Raw genomic sequence first — 15,539 nt, forward strand, 5'->3', positions numbered from 1 at the left:
TGGAGAAAAGTCAGATTTGCGTGCAGGTTTTCGCTCAAGATGCACCAAATATGGCTTTTCAGTCTGTTGTGCACAAAAGACAGTCTTCCATCCCAGGATTAAATTAAGACGAGACACCCGACATCAAAGTTTGGAAATAAAAGCATTGTCTTTTATGTAAAACCTTAATAATTTATCAGTCCAATCTTTAGCATAGTGAACTCCTATCCTGGGTTTTTCTATTATAGTGAAGGTGGATTGGTTCGTTGTTTCGGCTATATAAACAGTATTGCCGGTTAAATCATGTCGATTAAATCGGATGTCAATGTTCATGGCCCTGGACAATAAGCCTGGACCTTGTGTTTTACCCAGGGTATTTTGTACTGGCTCCAGAGCTCTTATTAATACTGCTGAACCAATACCTTCCTTTTCTGTAACGACGTTGGTGCAATAATACATTCCATAAATCAAATAAATGTATGCAAAGCCAGCCGGCCCATACATTACTTCAGTGCGCTTGGTTATCCCTTTTGACGAGTGTGATGCTAGATCCTGTTGTCCAGTATAAGCCTCCACTTCGACAATTTTTCCGATCCGCTCCAGTCCCTCATCGCAGTGCACCAGAAACTTGCCTAAAAGATCCCTGGCAACCTGAACGGTGTCTCGTTGATAGAATTCTTTGGGAAGTCGATGCATTGGATCTCAATTGTTCCTGAATAGTGGATTAGTTTAGTGTTTATCGAGATGAGAATAAAGAGTGGGCTGATTAGGGGCCTTTAACGTGGGCGGTTGTAGCACCAGACTTCAACGGTAATTCACACTATAGCAGACGGTTAGAGAATTGTTGGGCGAGGGCAAGCTCCATTTATGGAGCTGCTTTACATTATGCAGGTATGAGTTAGCAGAAATCAGTGCTGATTTCATGAACTCTTAATTTAAATGCTCTGTACAGGACAAAAAAAACTGTCTTGCCCTTCCAATTAGCATTTCGTCAAGAAATACATAAGGCTAATTGGAAGTGCCCGACTGCGCGGGCATGACAGTTCTTTTTGTAACGTACGGAGTTTATATAATTAAAACTTTAGTTCCAGGGTTGGATTTTACCCAATTCGCTACATAGTCAATGTAATTATTCTTGCCAACCGCAATACATCCACGAGTTGAGTAGGGCAAACCATTTAACCAGTTAAATCCTTTGGAGGATTGTGTTGGTCCATGAATACCTACATCTCTGCCTGTATAACCCGCTGCAGCCTGTTTTGACGTCGGATAGAGAATGGGGATGAATATTTTGAATTGATTGGATTTTCTAGGATAGGCTAATCGGTATAAACCAACTGGTGTTTTATTATCCCCGGCTTTCTTTTTACCAATACCTTTATAACCTAAAGCTACTTTGAAAGTCTTAATTACCGAGCCGTGTTTACAAATGTTTAATGTTCGCTTTGAGGTGTGTACATTGATTCCGTCTGATAAAGGACAGGTTGTATTACTGGCAAATAGAGCCACAGGAAAAAGAACAGCGACCAATAAGAGTATTGCTTTAATTTTCATATAAATAGACAAAATTTACTGTAATTGGTTGATAATTATTCCATAATATTTACTAAATTCCTAGATCTAACTGGCAAAATTTTTCACAATGAGCACTTTATAGATAATCGAATTGGATTGAGTTCTTTGATTTCAAAGGGAATATTTAGAAGAAGGAGGCTCTCTACATTGAGTTGAATTGGTTTGAACATGAAGAGCTCTTTTTAATTCAGCTTTATCGGTCAGGATTCGTTGAATTCTTTTAGTGCTTTAAGAAAATGATGCCCATAATGAGTGAGTTTGTGTTGGCCTACTCCAGATACATCAAGCAACTCTTCTGTATTTTGCGGTTTTAGTTGCGTCATTTCGTGCAGGGTCGCATCACTGAAAATCATAAATGGAGGTTTATTTTCTTCATCGGCCAGTTTACGCCTTAAACTACGCAGTACTTCAAATAAAGGACTGTTTTCAGGTTTAACAGAGCTGCGCTCCTTGTTTTTCTTTTTAGTGCCCTTAAGGTCGTTATTGGGAATGGTCAAGGAGATCTGTTCTTGACCTTTTAACAGTGGTATCGCTTTTGGCGTTAGACGCAACACGTTAAAATGACTGATGTCCTGCAAACAATAATCCTTATGGATCAGTTGCCAGGCCAGCTGTTTCCAGTAATTGGCTGATTTATCTTTACCAATGCCGTAAGTGCTGAGTTGATCATGGCCAAATTGTTTGATTTTGTCTGTTACAGCACCTCTCAGTACTTCTATGGTATGAGTTAATCCATAATTTTGTTTTAGTCGATAGATGCAGGATAATAATTTCTGAGCATCTTCTGTCGCGTCGGCCATCTCAGGTGGATTATCACAGACATCACAGTACTTGCACTCGGTATCGCAAGGCTCGTCAAAATAACGCAAGAGAATCTGACGCCTGCAATGGGAGGCTTCCGCAAAGGCCAGCATGTGATTTAATTTACTGGTTTCCACTCTTCTTTGTTCGTCGAGGGGAGTGTTGATTATCCAGGAGCGGAGCCTTGCGCTATCAGCGGCATCATAAAGGAGAAGTGCTCTGGCAGGTAAGCCATCACGACCAGCTCGGCCTGTTTCCTGATAATATCCTTCGATATTTTTAGGTAAATCATGATGTACCACGAAGCGGACATTCGGTTTATCAATACCCATGCCAAAGGCAATCGTAGCAACAACAATATCAATACGATCATGTCGAAATAAAGTTTGTACCTCGCGTCGCTCGCTGTGAGCAAGGCCTGCGTGATAAGCCCGTGCCTTAAATCCCATATCCTGCAGTTTTTCTGCAAGCCGCTCCACGCTGTTCCGTGTACCGCAATAAATAATTCCGGATTGTTGTACTTCAGATTGCAAAAATTGATTCAATTGCTTCGCTGGATTGATTTTAGGAACTACTTTGTAGTGAATATTAGGTCGATTAAAGGAAGCGACGTATTTTTTTGGATTGTAATTTAATTTTACAACAATGTCTTCGCGGGTTTGTTTATCGGCAGTTGCAGTTAACGCAATCATAGGCACATTGGGAAAATGGGTTTTTAATAGCCCTAGTGCCGCGTATTCAGGTCTGAAATCATGCCCCCATTGAGAAACGCAATGCGCCTCATCAATAGCGAACAGCGCGATTTGGCATTCTTCCAGACGCTCTAAAAAAGACGTGCTGATCAGTCGTTCGGGTGCGATATACAATAAATCCAGTTCATCATTGTGTAATTGTGCCAGCACTTTTCTGGCTTCTTCACTGGATAAGGACGAGTTATAATAGGCCGCATTAATGCCTTGTAATCTGAGGGCCGCGACTTGATCTTCCATTAATGCAATCAAGGGAGAGACAACAATACCCACTCCAGGCCTTACTATTGAAGGTATCTGATAGCACAGAGATTTACCCCCTCCAGTCGGCATGAGAACGAGTACATCTACCCCAGAAATAACATCATTGATTATTTCTTCCTGAGGTGTTCTAAAAGAATCAAAACCGAAATAATCTTTTAGTACGGTCAGGGCATTTTTATTTGTTAATGTCGGTTGCGCTATTTGTCCCATGTGATTATTCTTGTTGTAGTTCACAGGCGCTAAAAATTCGCAATAATAACATCTTTTAAGCTGTAAACAGAGCTGTTTAGCAAGAACTTGAAATTTTATGGGCTAAGTCCCGGAATTTTTTACAAAATTTAGTGCCGTAATCGCTTCAGTAGATTAAACTCATTCAGGTTTATACCCGGTGGGTATATAGGGTGTTAAAAAGAAACTTTCTAAGGATGGTCTATGAATTTTGAATTCACCGCTGAACATCAGGCGTTTCGTCAGATGGCATCAGATTTTGCCCAAAATAAATTGGCTCCCATGGCTGATCATTGGGATGAGCACAGCCACTTTCCAACCGATATTTTACGAGAAGCAGCAGCATTAGGGATGGCGGGCATGGTGGCACGTGAGGATATTGGCGGCGCGCAACTGACTCGCCTGGATGCGTCCTTGATATTTGAACAATTGGCAACCGGCTGCATCACCACCAGTGCATATCTCTCCATTCATAACATGGTTACTTCATTGGTTGATCGTTATGCTAACGACTCATTGCGTTCCTACTGGGGGCCTAAATTAACTTCGATGGAAGTGATTTCCAGTTATTGCCTGACTGAACCAGAATCAGGCTCCGACGCGGCTTCGTTAAAGACCAGAGCTGTACGAGAAGGAGATTATTATATCCTTAATGGCGCAAAGGCTTTTATTTCCGGTGCGAGTGTAAGCGATGTTTATTTATGCATGGTTCGCACAGGAGATGAATCGCATCATGGGATCAGTTGTCTGTTAATAGAAAAAAATACACCCGGTTTCACTTTTGGTAAATTGGAAAAGAAAATGGGTTGGCGCAGTCAACCAACGTGTATGATCTATTTTGAAAATTGTCGTGTACCCGTCTCCAACCGGGTTGGTGAAGAAGGTATGGGGTTCAAAATTGCTCTTAATGCATTAAATGGAGGACGGGTGAACATTGCCTCATGTTCACTGGGGGGCGCACTGGCTTGTTTACGATTAACTCAAGCCTATCTTCATGAACGCAAACAATTTGGTAAATCATTAACTAAAATGCAGGCTTTGCGGTTTTATTTTGCCGATATGTTAACTGATTATGAGGCAGCACGGTTAATGGTCTACAGAGCAGCAACGGCTATGGATAACAATGATGCCAATGCACCTATGTATTGTGCGATGGCTAAACGTCTTGCCACTGATGTTGCATTCCGGATTAGTGATAAAGCCATGCAATTGCATGGTGGATATGGTTATTTACGCGATTATCAGATCGAGCGAATCTTCAGAGATTTAAGAGTACACCAGATTCTTGAAGGCACTAATGAGATCATGCGCGAAATTATTGCCAAAGCCAGTTTGGATGAAGAATTTTTTATTGATTAGGATTTTATCAGGAGTTTGTTAATGAATTTAATTGAACAAGAATTGGATGTAAATGGAATTTTAACATTAACGTTAAACAGACCAGAAAAACTGAATGCATTAAGTACCGAAGTTTTAAATGCTCTGGCTGAATTGTTTCGCTCCGCAAAAGCTAATCCAAAAGTTAAGGCATTAATGATCACTGGCAATGGCAAAGCATTTTGTGCTGGCGCTGATATAAATCGATTGGCTGAATGTACTGCGCAGACAGGATATGAGTTTGCCTGTCACGGTCAGGAAGTGTTTCGTTTGTTGGAGAATATGGGCAAGCCTTCTCTGGCGGCGATTAATGGATTTGCGTTTGGCGGTGGTTGTGAACTGGCTATTTCGGCAACGATGCGTATTGCATCAACCAAAGCGATGTTTGGCCAGCCAGAGGTCAAACTGGGAGTTATTCCTGGATACGGCGGTACTCAGAGATTAGCTCGTCTTGTTGGTAAGGGTCGCGCTATGGATTTGTGTCTGACTGGGCGATTTATTAACGCTGAAACCGCTTTAAACTGGGGATTGGTTTCGGAAGTGACAGAGCCTGAACATTTATTGGAACAGGGAAAGACGATATTAAAGGGCATTTTAAGCATGGCTCCTTTGGCTATAACTGGGGTGATGGAAGTGATTGATCATGGCTATGATTTACCTCTTCAGGAGGCATTACATCTGGAAGCAATTCATTTTGCCAAGGTTTGTGCTACTGCCGATAAAAAAGAGGGAGTAGACGCGTTTTTAGGTAAGCGTGCTGCTGTCTTTAAGGGAGAATAATGATGATCGAAGAGATACTCTTTGCCCAGGAAGGACAAATAGGGTTAATTACTTTAAACAGAGCCAGTGCATTAAATGCCCTTTCCTTACCCATGATTTTGGCCATGCAAAAACAATTGGAGATTTGGAAAGAGGATAACTCCATAAGGGCAGTAGTCGTTCGAGCCGTTCCCGGGAATGCATTTTGCGCGGGGGGCGATGTGCGTTGGCTCTATAACTCAGGTCGAAGTACCGAGTCAGAGCAAATGCAGTTCTTCTGGCACGAGTACAGGCTTAATCATTTCATTCATCACTACGGTAAGCCGTATATCGCGTTAATGGATGGAATCACTATGGGCGGTGGTGTTGGAATTTCCTTGCATGGTAGTCATCCCGTTGCCAGCGAGCAATTTGTTTTTGCCATGCCAGAGACCGGTATAGGATTTTTCCCTGATATAGGTGCCAGTCATTTATTAACACGCTGTCCTGGTTCTCTGGGTATTTATCTGGGATTAACGGGGAACCGAATAGGTTCTCTGGATGCATTAAATGCTGGTTTAATTAAGTATCGTGTTTCTTCCAGTCAAATGGGGGCTTTAACCGATGCTTTAATTTCTACTGATTTATCAGAAGATCCATATGCCACAGTCGATCGATGCATTCAAAAATATTCTCAATCCGATTTGCAACATGAGGTCAGTCAGATTAAGCCCTTAATCAATGTGTGTTTTTCTAAACCAACTGTCGAACTGATCCTGGAGGCTTTGCGTGGTTGTGATGGCATATGGGCAGAAGGTGTTCACAATACTCTGGAGCAAAAATCTCCATTAAGTCTTAAAGTAACCCTCGCTCAGTTACACAAGGCAAAAGGTTTGTCTTTAGCTGAATGTTTGAAAATGGACTTTGATTTGGTTGCGCACTTCATGAGCGACAGAGATTTTTATGAGGGAGTTCGTTCCTTGTTGATCATCAAGGATAAAAAACCGAACTGGAAACCAGCCAGTTTGGAATTGGTAACAGACAGTATGGTTGTGAATTACTTTGAGCGCTTTCACTCAGGTTTGGAATTGATTGTTATTTAGTGTTTACCCATACAGAAGATGGGCTCGTCTTTTTAGGGCGAGCCACATTTATCGGATAGATTCAGGCTCCCTGCACCAGGCAGCGATGATTTTCGTATCGATTGCAATGGTGGGCAAAATGGTATTTTAGGCCCGACACAAAGATTTTTTCACCTTGCTCCATGAGGAAAATGAGCTCTGGCTGCAGTTCTGCATAGTTAGAATCTCTTAAAATCGCTTTATAAATCGGTCCAGCATGAGGAAATAACCATCTATCCAGAAACGGCAGAATTTTTTCAGGATCGTTGGAATAAAAATTTTGATTAATATCAGTAAATAACTTTTTCGTCATTTCATAATTGTTTTTGAAGTAGAAATTACTGCGATCCTGCCTGTATTCTATAAAAGGAGGATTCTTGGGGTTTTTCTTCATACCGGCTGAAACATTAAGTGCCACTACAAGTCCTTTGGCTGACTCAATATTTAATTGGGTGCCGAGAAAATCAGATCCATTATACGCGGACAGATAGGATTTCAAGTAGTTTACTGCCTCATCATTCACGGGATCAAAATAGCTGTTGATTTGGAAGTTGATTGCAAAATGTGTGTTCGGATTATAGGTACAACTGAAATAAGTCTGGTAAGAAAATTTATCCGAAGTGATATAACGTACAATTCGTTCTTCAATAGCCTCATTGACTTGATCACAGGTCAATTGTTGGTTTTCCATGCTTACCGACATGCGAATAATTTGAGTTGGGTAATCCATGCTGCGTGTAAACGATTGGAGTTGGTTCAGACGTTCCGCGCTATTGGAGTATGTTTTTTGTATGGAGTTTTTAGATAGGGGATTGTGACTCAATATCAGCGAATCGGATGGATGTTCTGAATGACTGAACGAACATAAGGGAATCAAAACAAGAGGAGCAATAAAGTAGTTACGTCTCATGGCAAACTCCTTATTTTTTTTAAATTAAATCCTTTAATTTAAGGTACCCGTGTCAATGTGGAACAAATTCGAGAAAACCAACTGGACTTAGGAACAACGCGTTATCGCTTCGTTAAAAGGAATTTTTGCCTTGATCTTTAGGATGTTCATTAGTCCTGGCTTAATCAATTTGGTCGTATTTTTGAAAGGCCCTTTTTTGAGTATACATGAATGTAATTAATTCGCTACAAGGCCCAGAATTGAATTCGAGAGGATTTTTATGATTTTTTATCCCAAAATGGGTATAAATCGACGAAAAAATTGTTAGTTTGATGCATTTCCCTTAGAATTCACCTCATTATTAAATCATTTACCAGAGAGCTTTATGTCTGATTTTTATCAAGACTTTAATAAGAGAAGAACGTTTGCCATTATTTCTCACCCTGACGCGGGTAAAACCACCGTAACTGAAAAACTGTTGTTATTCGGGGGTGCTATTCAGTTGGCGGGTACAGTTAAAGGCCGGAAGGCAGACCGGCATGCAACTTCTGACTGGATGGAAATGGAAAAGGAGCGTGGTATTTCCATTACTACTTCGGTAATGCAGTTTGTTCATAATGACCATGTAATGAATTTACTGGATACTCCCGGACATGAGGACTTTTCAGAAGATACTTATCGCACCTTGACTGCTGTAGATTCTGCTTTAATGGTAATTGACGTTGCCAAAGGGGTAGAAGACAGAACAGTGAAACTGATGGAGGTATGTCGCCTTCGTGATACTCCCATCATGACGTTTATCAATAAGTTAGACCGTGAAGGACGAGAACCCATTGATTTACTCGATGAAGTCGAATCTGTACTGGGAATTCAGTGTGCGCCTATCACCTGGCCAGTAGGTATGGGGAAACGTTTTAAAGGCATTTATCATCGCTATGAAGATACCGTATATCTTTACCAGCACGGTAAAAATGCTCAAAAACAGGAAGCCGTTCAAATTAAAGGTCTGGATAATCCTCAATTGGATGAATTGCTGGGCGACAGTGCGCAGGAACTTCGTGATGAAATTGAATTGGTAAAAGGGGCATCACACGAGTTTAACCTGGATGCTTATTTGGCAGGCAAAATGACACCCGTTTATTTTGGTTCCGCAATCAACAATTTTGGTATTAAAGAACTGTTAGACGATTTTGTCCAATACGCCCCAGGCCCTCAACCCAGAGCAACAAATGAGCGCATCGTTAATCCTGATGAAGAGGCATTTAGCGGCTTTGTATTTAAAATTCAAGCCAACATGGATCCCAAACATCGAGATAGAATCGCATTTGTACGTATTTGTTCCGGAGCATATAAAAAAGGGATGAAGCTGAGTCATTTACGTATAGGCAAAGAGGTGCAAATTGCTAATGCTTTAACTTTTATGGCTGGCGACAGATCGCATACTGAAATTGCTTTGGCAGGGGATATTATTGGTTTGCATAATCATGGAACCATTAGGATAGGTGATACTTTTACTCAAGGCGAGCAACTAAAATTCACTGGAATACCTAATTTTGCCCCGGAGTTATTCCGTTTGGTTCGTTTAAAAGATCCATTGAAGAGCAAAGCGTTGTTGAAGGGATTAATTGAATTATCTGAAGAAGGAGCGACCCAGGTATTCCGACCCTTAAACAGTAACCAACTCATTCTTGGAGCAGTCGGGATTTTGCAGTTTGATGTAGTAGCCCATAGACTTAAGCATGAATACAAGGTGGATTGCATTTATGAATCAGTTAGCGTGACTTGTGCTCGCTGGGTGTACGCAGATGACGACAAGGGGATGAGTGAATTCCGTGACAAAGCCTATGATTATTTGGCTTTAGATGGCAGTGATACCTTGATGTATCTCGCACCTACCAGGGTGAATTTAACTATGGCCGAAGAACGATATCCCAAGATTAAGTTCCGAGCGACAAGAGAGCATTAAAATTGATGCACTGCCGGGCTTGTTCGCTTGGTATATCATTTTGGTATGATGTCTTCAGGCTTCATGATGATTGTGCATCAATCAGGGATTCATACGGATTGAATGATGAGCTTGGACGGGATAATAACCTGTATCTACTCCATGTAGATGCAGGTCATTTGACCTAAGCAGGTCTGTTTTCATGCTAGGTCGTGCAATTGGCAATAACTTTATGCTGCCCTAAATTGGTTATTCTGACTTTTGCTCCTGACTCGGCACTGATTTTCAACGTGTCGCCTTGATGAACTGTAACCTGCATGGAAGCACCTTTGGTTAGAGTGACATCGTTTACTTTTCCTTGTTTGGCTAAAGCTTCCGCAAACAATACATTACTCTCATCTTGGGTAATAATTTTACATTTGGCTTCTATATCCCAATACAGGTAATTAATAAATACCTGAGGTTCATTGGGCATTAATTCATAATCTATTGTCATGCTCGGTTGAAGGGTATTCGTTACAACTGAATGGGCACTCGTACTGATTACTGTGACTGCGCATAATAAGGAAAAGCCGATTTTTCGTAGCATAGATATCTCCAGTGTGAAAAATTAACAGGCTAAGATACATTTAAATTGTTTCCTTGGCAAATTTAAAAGCATTTGCGCAGAGTCGCCGGGATCCCACCCCAAGTATGTTCAATTTTTTAGGTTATATTTCTCCTAATGCTTTGGATATAGATTCAGTCATGGTTTTGGCATCGCCGAATAGCATATAAGTGTTGTCATGAAAAAAGAGACTGTTTTCGACGCCCGCATACCCTGGAGACATTCCACGCTTAACAAATAAAACGGTTTTCGCTTTCTCAACTTCTAAAACAGGCATGCCATAAATAGGGGAGCTTGAATCTGTTTTAGCCGCTGGATTTGTAATGTCATTGGCACCGATAACAAAAGCAACATCGCAGGCAGCAAAATCTCTGTTGATTTCGCTTTGCTCAAAAACACGATCATAGGGAATATTGGCTTCTGCAAGTAACACGTTCATATGGCCTGGCATGCGGCCTGCAACGGGGTGAATTGCAAAACGTACTTTAATAGAACGAGCTTCCAGGGCATCAACCAACTCTTTAACCGCATGTTGCGCATGTGCAACAGCCATACCATAACCGGGTACGATAATCACGTCTTTGGCGTTACTTAACAGAAAAGCAGCATCCTCACCATTCGCTTGCCGTACCGATCTGGATTCGTCTCCTGTATGAGCTTGCTGGGTAGTTCCTGCGGAGTTAATTCCTCCAAAGATCACATTGAAAATGGAACGATTCATACCAACGCACATGATGTAACTCAGGATGGCTCCGCTGGCTCCGACCAAAGCCCCTGTTATTACCAGTAAATCATTGCTTAGAGTAAATCCTATACCTGCAGCAGCCCATCCAGAGTAGGAGTTAAGCATGGAGATTACTACGGGCATATCAGCGCCACCAATAGGAATAATCAGTAATATACCAATAAGAAATGCCAATCCGGCCAATACACCAAACAGCAATAAACTTTGATTTATTAAAAATAAGACAAAAAAACCCAGAATAGATAAGGCAATAACCAGATTTACACTTCTTTGCCCTGCAAATCGTACTGGTACTCCGGACATAATCCCTTGTAGTTTTAGAAAGGCAATTACTGAGCCTGAAAAGGTGATCGCACCAATAATCAACCCTAAACTCATTTCAACCAGGCTGGCTTTTTCTATGTCGCCGGTGCTGCCAATATGAAATGATTCAGGTGCCAAAAAGGCACAAAATGCGACTAAGACAGCAGCCATACCCACCAGGGAGTGAAACGCTGCAACAAGCTGAGGTATGGCCGTCATATTAATTTTTAGTGCGATGAACGTTCCTATGATTCCTCCCGCGATGATTAACCCAATAAGCAGGTAGTGATGAAATATAGTGGGTATCATCAAAGTAGAGCCTACTGCGAGTATCATTCCCAGGATACCCAGGAGATTTCCTCTTCTGGAAGTGGCTGGGCTGGCTAAACCTTTTAAAGCAAGAATAAAACAGACAGCGGCTAATAAATAGAATAGGGGAACGAGTGAATTCATTACAGAGTCCATCCTTTAAGTCATTATTTTTTATACATGCGAAGCATGCGTTGAGTTACAACAAATCCGCCAAAAATATTTATAGAAGTAATAAATATTGCCAGGCCCCCTAACCAGGTGATGGAACCCATCATTTCGCTTCCTGCTGCGATTAGAGCGCCTAAAACGATAATACTTGATATTGCATTGGTTACAGACATTAAAGGGGTATGAAGAGCCGGAGTTACTTTCCATACGACGTAATAGCCTACAAAACAGGCCAGGACAAAAATGGTCAAAATGGTTATGTAAGGATTAGCAATTGAGTGAACTTCATGCATTTTGTTTCTCCCTGGTTGCTTGATAAGGTAGATAATTTCCCTCATAACAAAGAACCGCTTGCTGAATGATCTCGTCATCCGGGTTAAATTTAATTTCTGGAGGAGTCGGTGCTATCAAATTAATTAAGTGGACCAGATTATTGGCGTAAAGATCACTCGCTGTTGCGGGTACGAGTCCTGCCATATTACTTATTCCAATTATCGTGATTGTTCCGTGTTTGATAATTTGATCGGGTACGCTTAATTCACAGTTTCCACCTCGCGAAGTAGCCAGATCGATGATGATTGATCCGGGTTTCATTTGTTCAATAGTGGATTTATAGAGCAAAACAGGCGCTTTGCGTCCTGGTATTAAGGCGGTCGATATGACGATATCAGAAATTTTAGCATATTGATCGATTAACTCTGCTTGTAATTTTTTATATTCATCGCTGGTTTCTGAGGCGTATCCACTTTTAGATTCGCTGTCCAGCTCCTGACTGACTTCAATAAATTCAGCACCTAAACTTTCAACTTGTTCTTTGGCTGCTCTACGTACGTCAAAAGCATAAACAACTGCCCCCAGCCGTTTGGCGGTAGCTATAGCTTGTAATCCTGCTACACCCGCACCCAATATCAATATTTTAGATGGTTGAATCATGCCGGCAGCGGTCATCATCATCGGTATGACACGATGGAATTGGGTTACTGCTTCCAAAACTGCTCTGTAACCTGCAAGGTTTGCTTGAGAGGATAGACTGTCCATGCTTTGCGCCCGGCTGATTCGCGGGATTAAGTTCATGGAAAATAAATTAATATGTTGTTTTTGGCACCATTGAATCAGTTTACTTTGGGGATCATTGTCTATATGACCTATTATCAATGAGTTTTTAGCCAATCCTTTTAAATCTTCGGGATTGGGTTCATTGATGCACAAAAGTACATCTGTTTGCTGTAGCAAGGTTTCTCTATGTTCAATGAGTTCCACGCCAATACGCTGATATTCCTCATTAGAAAAATCCGAAGCGATTCCCGCATTCTTTTCAATAGCGACGTTAAATCCTATTTTTATAAGTTGTTTTGCTGAGTTGGGTGTAATTGCTACGCGGGTTTCCCGACCAGACTCCAGTAAAGTTGTAATGTTCATGGGGTAGTCCTTTTACCGATCTATACTCAATCCTAGTTTAAATTAGAATAATTTGCCAATGGAAAAAATGTCAAATTGACGAAAATCAGTTGGAATTAATGTTAATTCTTTATATCATTGAATTTAAGCACATTTTTAAATGGAAGTAGTGGATGATGAGTAACAAATTAAATTTTTCTAAAGTAATACTATCTTTGTTTGTAGTTGCTTCCAGCACTGATGCTGTTTCAGGTGTTATGGGCACTCAATCAGAGACTCCATGGAATTATATTATTGCGCTGAGTGCAGGTCCTGTATGGCAAGATGGGGGTAAGACTCAGACTTTATTTTTAACGCCTGATATAGAAAAAACATATAATGCGTTCAATTCTACAGAGGCTCTGGCAGATGGCGAGTTCTTTCTGGGGGTACAAAAAAAATTACATGGTGCTTTTACCGGTCAATTGGGGATTGCATTAGCCACAACTGGAAAGGCCAGATTGAATGGCGAGATATGGGATGATGCTGATCCTGAATTTAATAATTTTGTATACAGCTATAAAGTACAACACAGCCACATTGCTCTGAAAGGAAAATTGTTATCAGATTTTGGATTTATTGTTACTCCCTGGATTAGTGCCAGTGCTGGCGTAGCAACAAATCGTGCTTCCGATTATTTCAGCAGACCTGTTATTTTTGAAGCGATACCTACCCCTGATTTTGTTTCTCACAACAAAACCTCATTTACCTATACTTTAGGGGCTGGTGTGCAAAAACAATTGAGCCCAAATTGGCAAGTCGGTGTTGGTTATGAATTCGCTGATTGGGGTAAAAGCCAATTGGGTTGGGCGTTCGATCAATCTATGGGTACTGGAATCAGTTTAAATCATTTCTATACTCATGGTGTTATGTTTAACGTTACGGCAGTAGCCGGTTAAGAAGGTTTGAGGACAACTAAAGTACTGAGGGCGTCTTCCAATGATATTTTTATTGTCTATGTGAGTCGTACTGTTTGCAGAAATTCTGTTGCAGACAATGTTCTTTAATAAAATAAAAAGGGCGTATTACATACGCCCTTATTTTTAAAAGTGGATATAGACAGCAAGATTGATTACAGTCCTGGGTCACTAGGTGGATTCCTCCGGAATGTTTTTGGCTTCTTAGTCTGGCTAAGCATGCTCACCACATTCTCAATCTGGCTTCCAAGGTTGTGATGTTGGCTGAACAATGTGTACCGCCTATGATTCTATAATAGGCTACTATTATGATTAATTCCACTGACGAAAACGGGTTTATTGCAAAGATATCGTTAAGTGTCAGGCACTCTTCAGGTGAGCTGGTTCATTTGAACTTTTAACCAGCGCCCCAGTCAACCTTAAGCGGTTTTTCTGAATAGAGTTCCATTGAATAAGGCATTAAATGGCTTTCTTGCGGCGTACTTAGTGTTAGCCCCTGTTTTAAGAAAAATTTGAGTAAAGTATATTTTTCCATTCTTATCACGAGCAATCCCGATGCCGGTAAGATTATAATTTCCATCAATGTTTTGTTTGTGGCCCGGGCTGCGTAACCAGTTTTTTACTACATCTTGTGCATCCTTGTAGTTAAATGCTACGTTTTCGGCACCAGCGTTGGAATCTTTGATTTGACTGTGCAACCTGTCAATGCGACCTTTAAAATATTTATGGCCAAATGGTATTTTGTGATTTGCCATATCCAATGAATGTTGTTTGGCTTCTTTAACTATACGGTTGTCCATTTTGAGAGTATTTAACCCATGTTGCTGTCTGTACTCGTTAATGTAATACAAAATGGCATTTTGAATGGCAGTATCATTGTCGGATTTTTCTTTGGGTGTTCCTGCAAAAGCCAGTTGAAATAAACTAAATAGGATGTAGATGATAATTACCGCTCTCTTCATTTGGTTTAAGTACATCATTGTGCCTCTTTAATATTAGAAAAAAAAATGAGCTTAATGGTTACTAAAAATCAGTCATTTGTCTAGGCTCTGTGAACGAATTTTTAATCTATTGCAAATAAGTCGTCATTGCGAACGAAGTGAAGCAATCCATTACAGCGTGTTAGCGAAGATTCGATCTGGATTCGCTAACACTCGCAATGACGGTTTTTTATGCAATAATTAAATTTTGTTCACAGAGCCTAGAGGCTATCTTGAATAGTTTATTGATTTGTTATGGGTGGGAAGGCTTGGCGGAAAGAGTCAGCCGGCGTAGATACTGTCTTTAAACGCAAGATAAATTTTCATTAAAAGGCAGTTTACTTTTTAAAACTCCAAAGATGATATGAGCTAATTTGCGCATTACAGCACAAACAATAGTTTTA

The 15,539-nt window shown here is 40.8% G+C and carries 14 protein-coding genes; 5 read left to right on the top strand and 9 right to left on the bottom strand.

Features of this window, described 5'->3' with window-relative positions; translation table 11 throughout:
- Positions 1-123: 123 nt before the first annotated feature.
- The 3 genes from ELY21_RS14505 to recQ all read right to left on the bottom strand — a co-directional run bounded on the left by ELY21_RS14505 (position 124) and on the right by recQ (position 3,578).
- Positions 124-675, bottom strand: coding sequence for a DNA-3-methyladenine glycosylase (locus ELY21_RS14505; protein ID WP_127110642.1), 552 nt, complete (start codon positions 673-675; stop codon positions 124-126).
- 369 nt (positions 676-1,044) lie between these two features.
- Positions 1,045-1,533, bottom strand: coding sequence for a murein L,D-transpeptidase family protein (locus ELY21_RS14510; protein WP_127110644.1), 489 nt, complete (start codon positions 1,531-1,533; stop codon positions 1,045-1,047).
- Between the two features lie 221 nt (positions 1,534-1,754).
- Positions 1,755-3,578: a DNA helicase RecQ gene (gene recQ / locus ELY21_RS14515; RefSeq protein ID WP_127110646.1), complete on the bottom strand. Its 1,824-nt coding sequence runs from the start codon at positions 3,576-3,578 to the stop codon at positions 1,755-1,757.
- 222 nt (positions 3,579-3,800) lie between these two features.
- Here recQ and ELY21_RS14520 point away from each other — a divergent pair, with 222 nt between their 5' ends.
- Genes ELY21_RS14520 through ELY21_RS14530 form a run of 3 tightly spaced genes read left to right on the top strand, consistent with a single transcriptional unit; the run spans position 3,801 to position 6,814 of the window.
- Entirely contained in the window at positions 3,801-4,955 is a 1,155-nt protein-coding gene (locus ELY21_RS14520; protein WP_127110648.1) for an acyl-CoA dehydrogenase family protein, read from the top strand.
- Between the two features lie 21 nt (positions 4,956-4,976).
- Positions 4,977-5,753: an enoyl-CoA hydratase/isomerase family protein gene (locus ELY21_RS14525; protein ID WP_127110650.1), complete on the top strand. Its 777-nt coding sequence runs from the start codon at positions 4,977-4,979 to the stop codon at positions 5,751-5,753.
- Positions 5,754-5,755: 2 nt separating this feature from the next.
- Entirely contained in the window at positions 5,756-6,814 is a 1,059-nt protein-coding gene (locus tag ELY21_RS14530) for an enoyl-CoA hydratase/isomerase family protein (RefSeq protein ID WP_127110662.1), read from the top strand.
- 61 nt (positions 6,815-6,875) lie between these two features.
- On the opposite strand, the gene ELY21_RS14535 is transcribed toward ELY21_RS14530, so the two are convergent.
- The gene (locus ELY21_RS14535) at positions 6,876-7,742 is read right to left on the bottom strand and encodes an Lpg0189 family type II secretion system effector (RefSeq protein ID WP_127110652.1); all 867 of its coding nucleotides are present in this window, start codon (positions 7,740-7,742) and stop codon (positions 6,876-6,878) included.
- A 364-nt stretch (positions 7,743-8,106) separates the two neighbouring features.
- On the opposite strand from ELY21_RS14535, the gene ELY21_RS14540 reads away from it, so the two are divergent.
- Positions 8,107-9,687: a peptide chain release factor 3 gene (locus ELY21_RS14540; protein ID WP_127110654.1), complete on the top strand. Its 1,581-nt coding sequence runs from the start codon at positions 8,107-8,109 to the stop codon at positions 9,685-9,687.
- Between the two features lie 184 nt (positions 9,688-9,871).
- Here ELY21_RS14540 and ELY21_RS14545 read toward each other — a convergent pair whose 3' ends face one another.
- From ELY21_RS14545 to ELY21_RS14560, 4 genes are all read right to left on the bottom strand, one after another.
- A complete protein-coding gene (locus ELY21_RS14545) occupies positions 9,872-10,255 on the bottom strand; it encodes a hypothetical protein (protein ID WP_127110656.1) in 384 nt (127 codons plus the stop codon).
- A 121-nt stretch (positions 10,256-10,376) separates the two neighbouring features.
- Complete coding sequence (locus ELY21_RS14550; RefSeq protein ID WP_127110658.1) at positions 10,377-11,774, bottom strand: NAD(P)(+) transhydrogenase (Re/Si-specific) subunit beta; 1,398 nt, start codon at positions 11,772-11,774, stop codon at positions 10,377-10,379.
- Positions 11,775-11,797: 23 nt separating this feature from the next.
- On the bottom strand, positions 11,798-12,094 hold the full coding sequence (locus ELY21_RS14555; protein WP_028385173.1) for a proton-translocating transhydrogenase family protein: 297 nt from the start codon (positions 12,092-12,094) through the stop codon (positions 11,798-11,800).
- Positions 12,087-13,220: a Re/Si-specific NAD(P)(+) transhydrogenase subunit alpha gene (locus tag ELY21_RS14560; RefSeq protein WP_127110660.1), complete on the bottom strand. Its 1,134-nt coding sequence runs from the start codon at positions 13,218-13,220 to the stop codon at positions 12,087-12,089. Before ELY21_RS14560 ends, ELY21_RS14555 begins: the two co-directional genes overlap by 8 nt.
- Before the next feature lie 155 nt (positions 13,221-13,375).
- On the opposite strand from ELY21_RS14560, the gene ELY21_RS14565 reads away from it, so the two are divergent.
- Positions 13,376-14,137 carry an outer membrane protein gene (locus tag ELY21_RS14565; RefSeq protein WP_127110678.1) on the top strand — a complete coding sequence of 254 codons (762 nt, stop codon included), beginning with the start codon at positions 13,376-13,378 and terminating at the stop codon, positions 14,135-14,137.
- A gap of 437 nt (positions 14,138-14,574) precedes the next feature.
- On the opposite strand, the gene ELY21_RS14570 is transcribed toward ELY21_RS14565, so the two are convergent.
- Positions 14,575-15,132 (bottom strand): CAP domain-containing protein, encoded by a 558-nt coding sequence (locus ELY21_RS14570; RefSeq protein ID WP_127110680.1) that lies wholly within the window; start codon positions 15,130-15,132, stop codon positions 14,575-14,577.
- Positions 15,133-15,539: the final 407 nt, after the last annotated feature.

The sequence above is a fragment of the Legionella sp. km535 genome, from assembly GCF_003990085.1.
Taxonomy (GTDB): domain Bacteria; phylum Pseudomonadota; class Gammaproteobacteria; order Legionellales; family Legionellaceae; genus Legionella; species Legionella moravica.

Coding starts and splice junctions, on each gene's coding strand:
- ELY21_RS14540 (WP_127110654.1), top strand. CDS start 8,107: ATGTCTGATTTTTATCAAGACTTTAATAAGAGAAGAACGTTTGCCATT.
- ELY21_RS14570 (WP_127110680.1), bottom strand. CDS start 15,132: ATGTACTTAAACCAAATGAAGAGAGCGGTAATTATCATCTACATCCTA.
- ELY21_RS14550 (WP_127110658.1), bottom strand. CDS start 11,774: ATGAATTCACTCGTTCCCCTATTCTATTTATTAGCCGCTGTCTGTTTT.
- ELY21_RS14505 (WP_127110642.1), bottom strand. CDS start 675: ATGCATCGACTTCCCAAAGAATTCTATCAACGAGACACCGTTCAGGTT.
- ELY21_RS14555 (WP_028385173.1), bottom strand. CDS start 12,094: ATGCATGAAGTTCACTCAATTGCTAATCCTTACATAACCATTTTGACC.
- ELY21_RS14520 (WP_127110648.1), top strand. CDS start 3,801: ATGAATTTTGAATTCACCGCTGAACATCAGGCGTTTCGTCAGATGGCA.
- ELY21_RS14530 (WP_127110662.1), top strand. CDS start 5,756: ATGATCGAAGAGATACTCTTTGCCCAGGAAGGACAAATAGGGTTAATT.
- ELY21_RS14535 (WP_127110652.1), bottom strand. CDS start 7,742: ATGAGACGTAACTACTTTATTGCTCCTCTTGTTTTGATTCCCTTATGT.
- ELY21_RS14510 (WP_127110644.1), bottom strand. CDS start 1,533: ATGAAAATTAAAGCAATACTCTTATTGGTCGCTGTTCTTTTTCCTGTG.
- recQ (WP_127110646.1), bottom strand. CDS start 3,578: ATGGGACAAATAGCGCAACCGACATTAACAAATAAAAATGCCCTGACC.
- ELY21_RS14565 (WP_127110678.1), top strand. CDS start 13,376: ATGAGTAACAAATTAAATTTTTCTAAAGTAATACTATCTTTGTTTGTA.
- ELY21_RS14525 (WP_127110650.1), top strand. CDS start 4,977: ATGAATTTAATTGAACAAGAATTGGATGTAAATGGAATTTTAACATTA.
- ELY21_RS14545 (WP_127110656.1), bottom strand. CDS start 10,255: ATGCTACGAAAAATCGGCTTTTCCTTATTATGCGCAGTCACAGTAATC.
- ELY21_RS14560 (WP_127110660.1), bottom strand. CDS start 13,220: ATGAACATTACAACTTTACTGGAGTCTGGTCGGGAAACCCGCGTAGCA.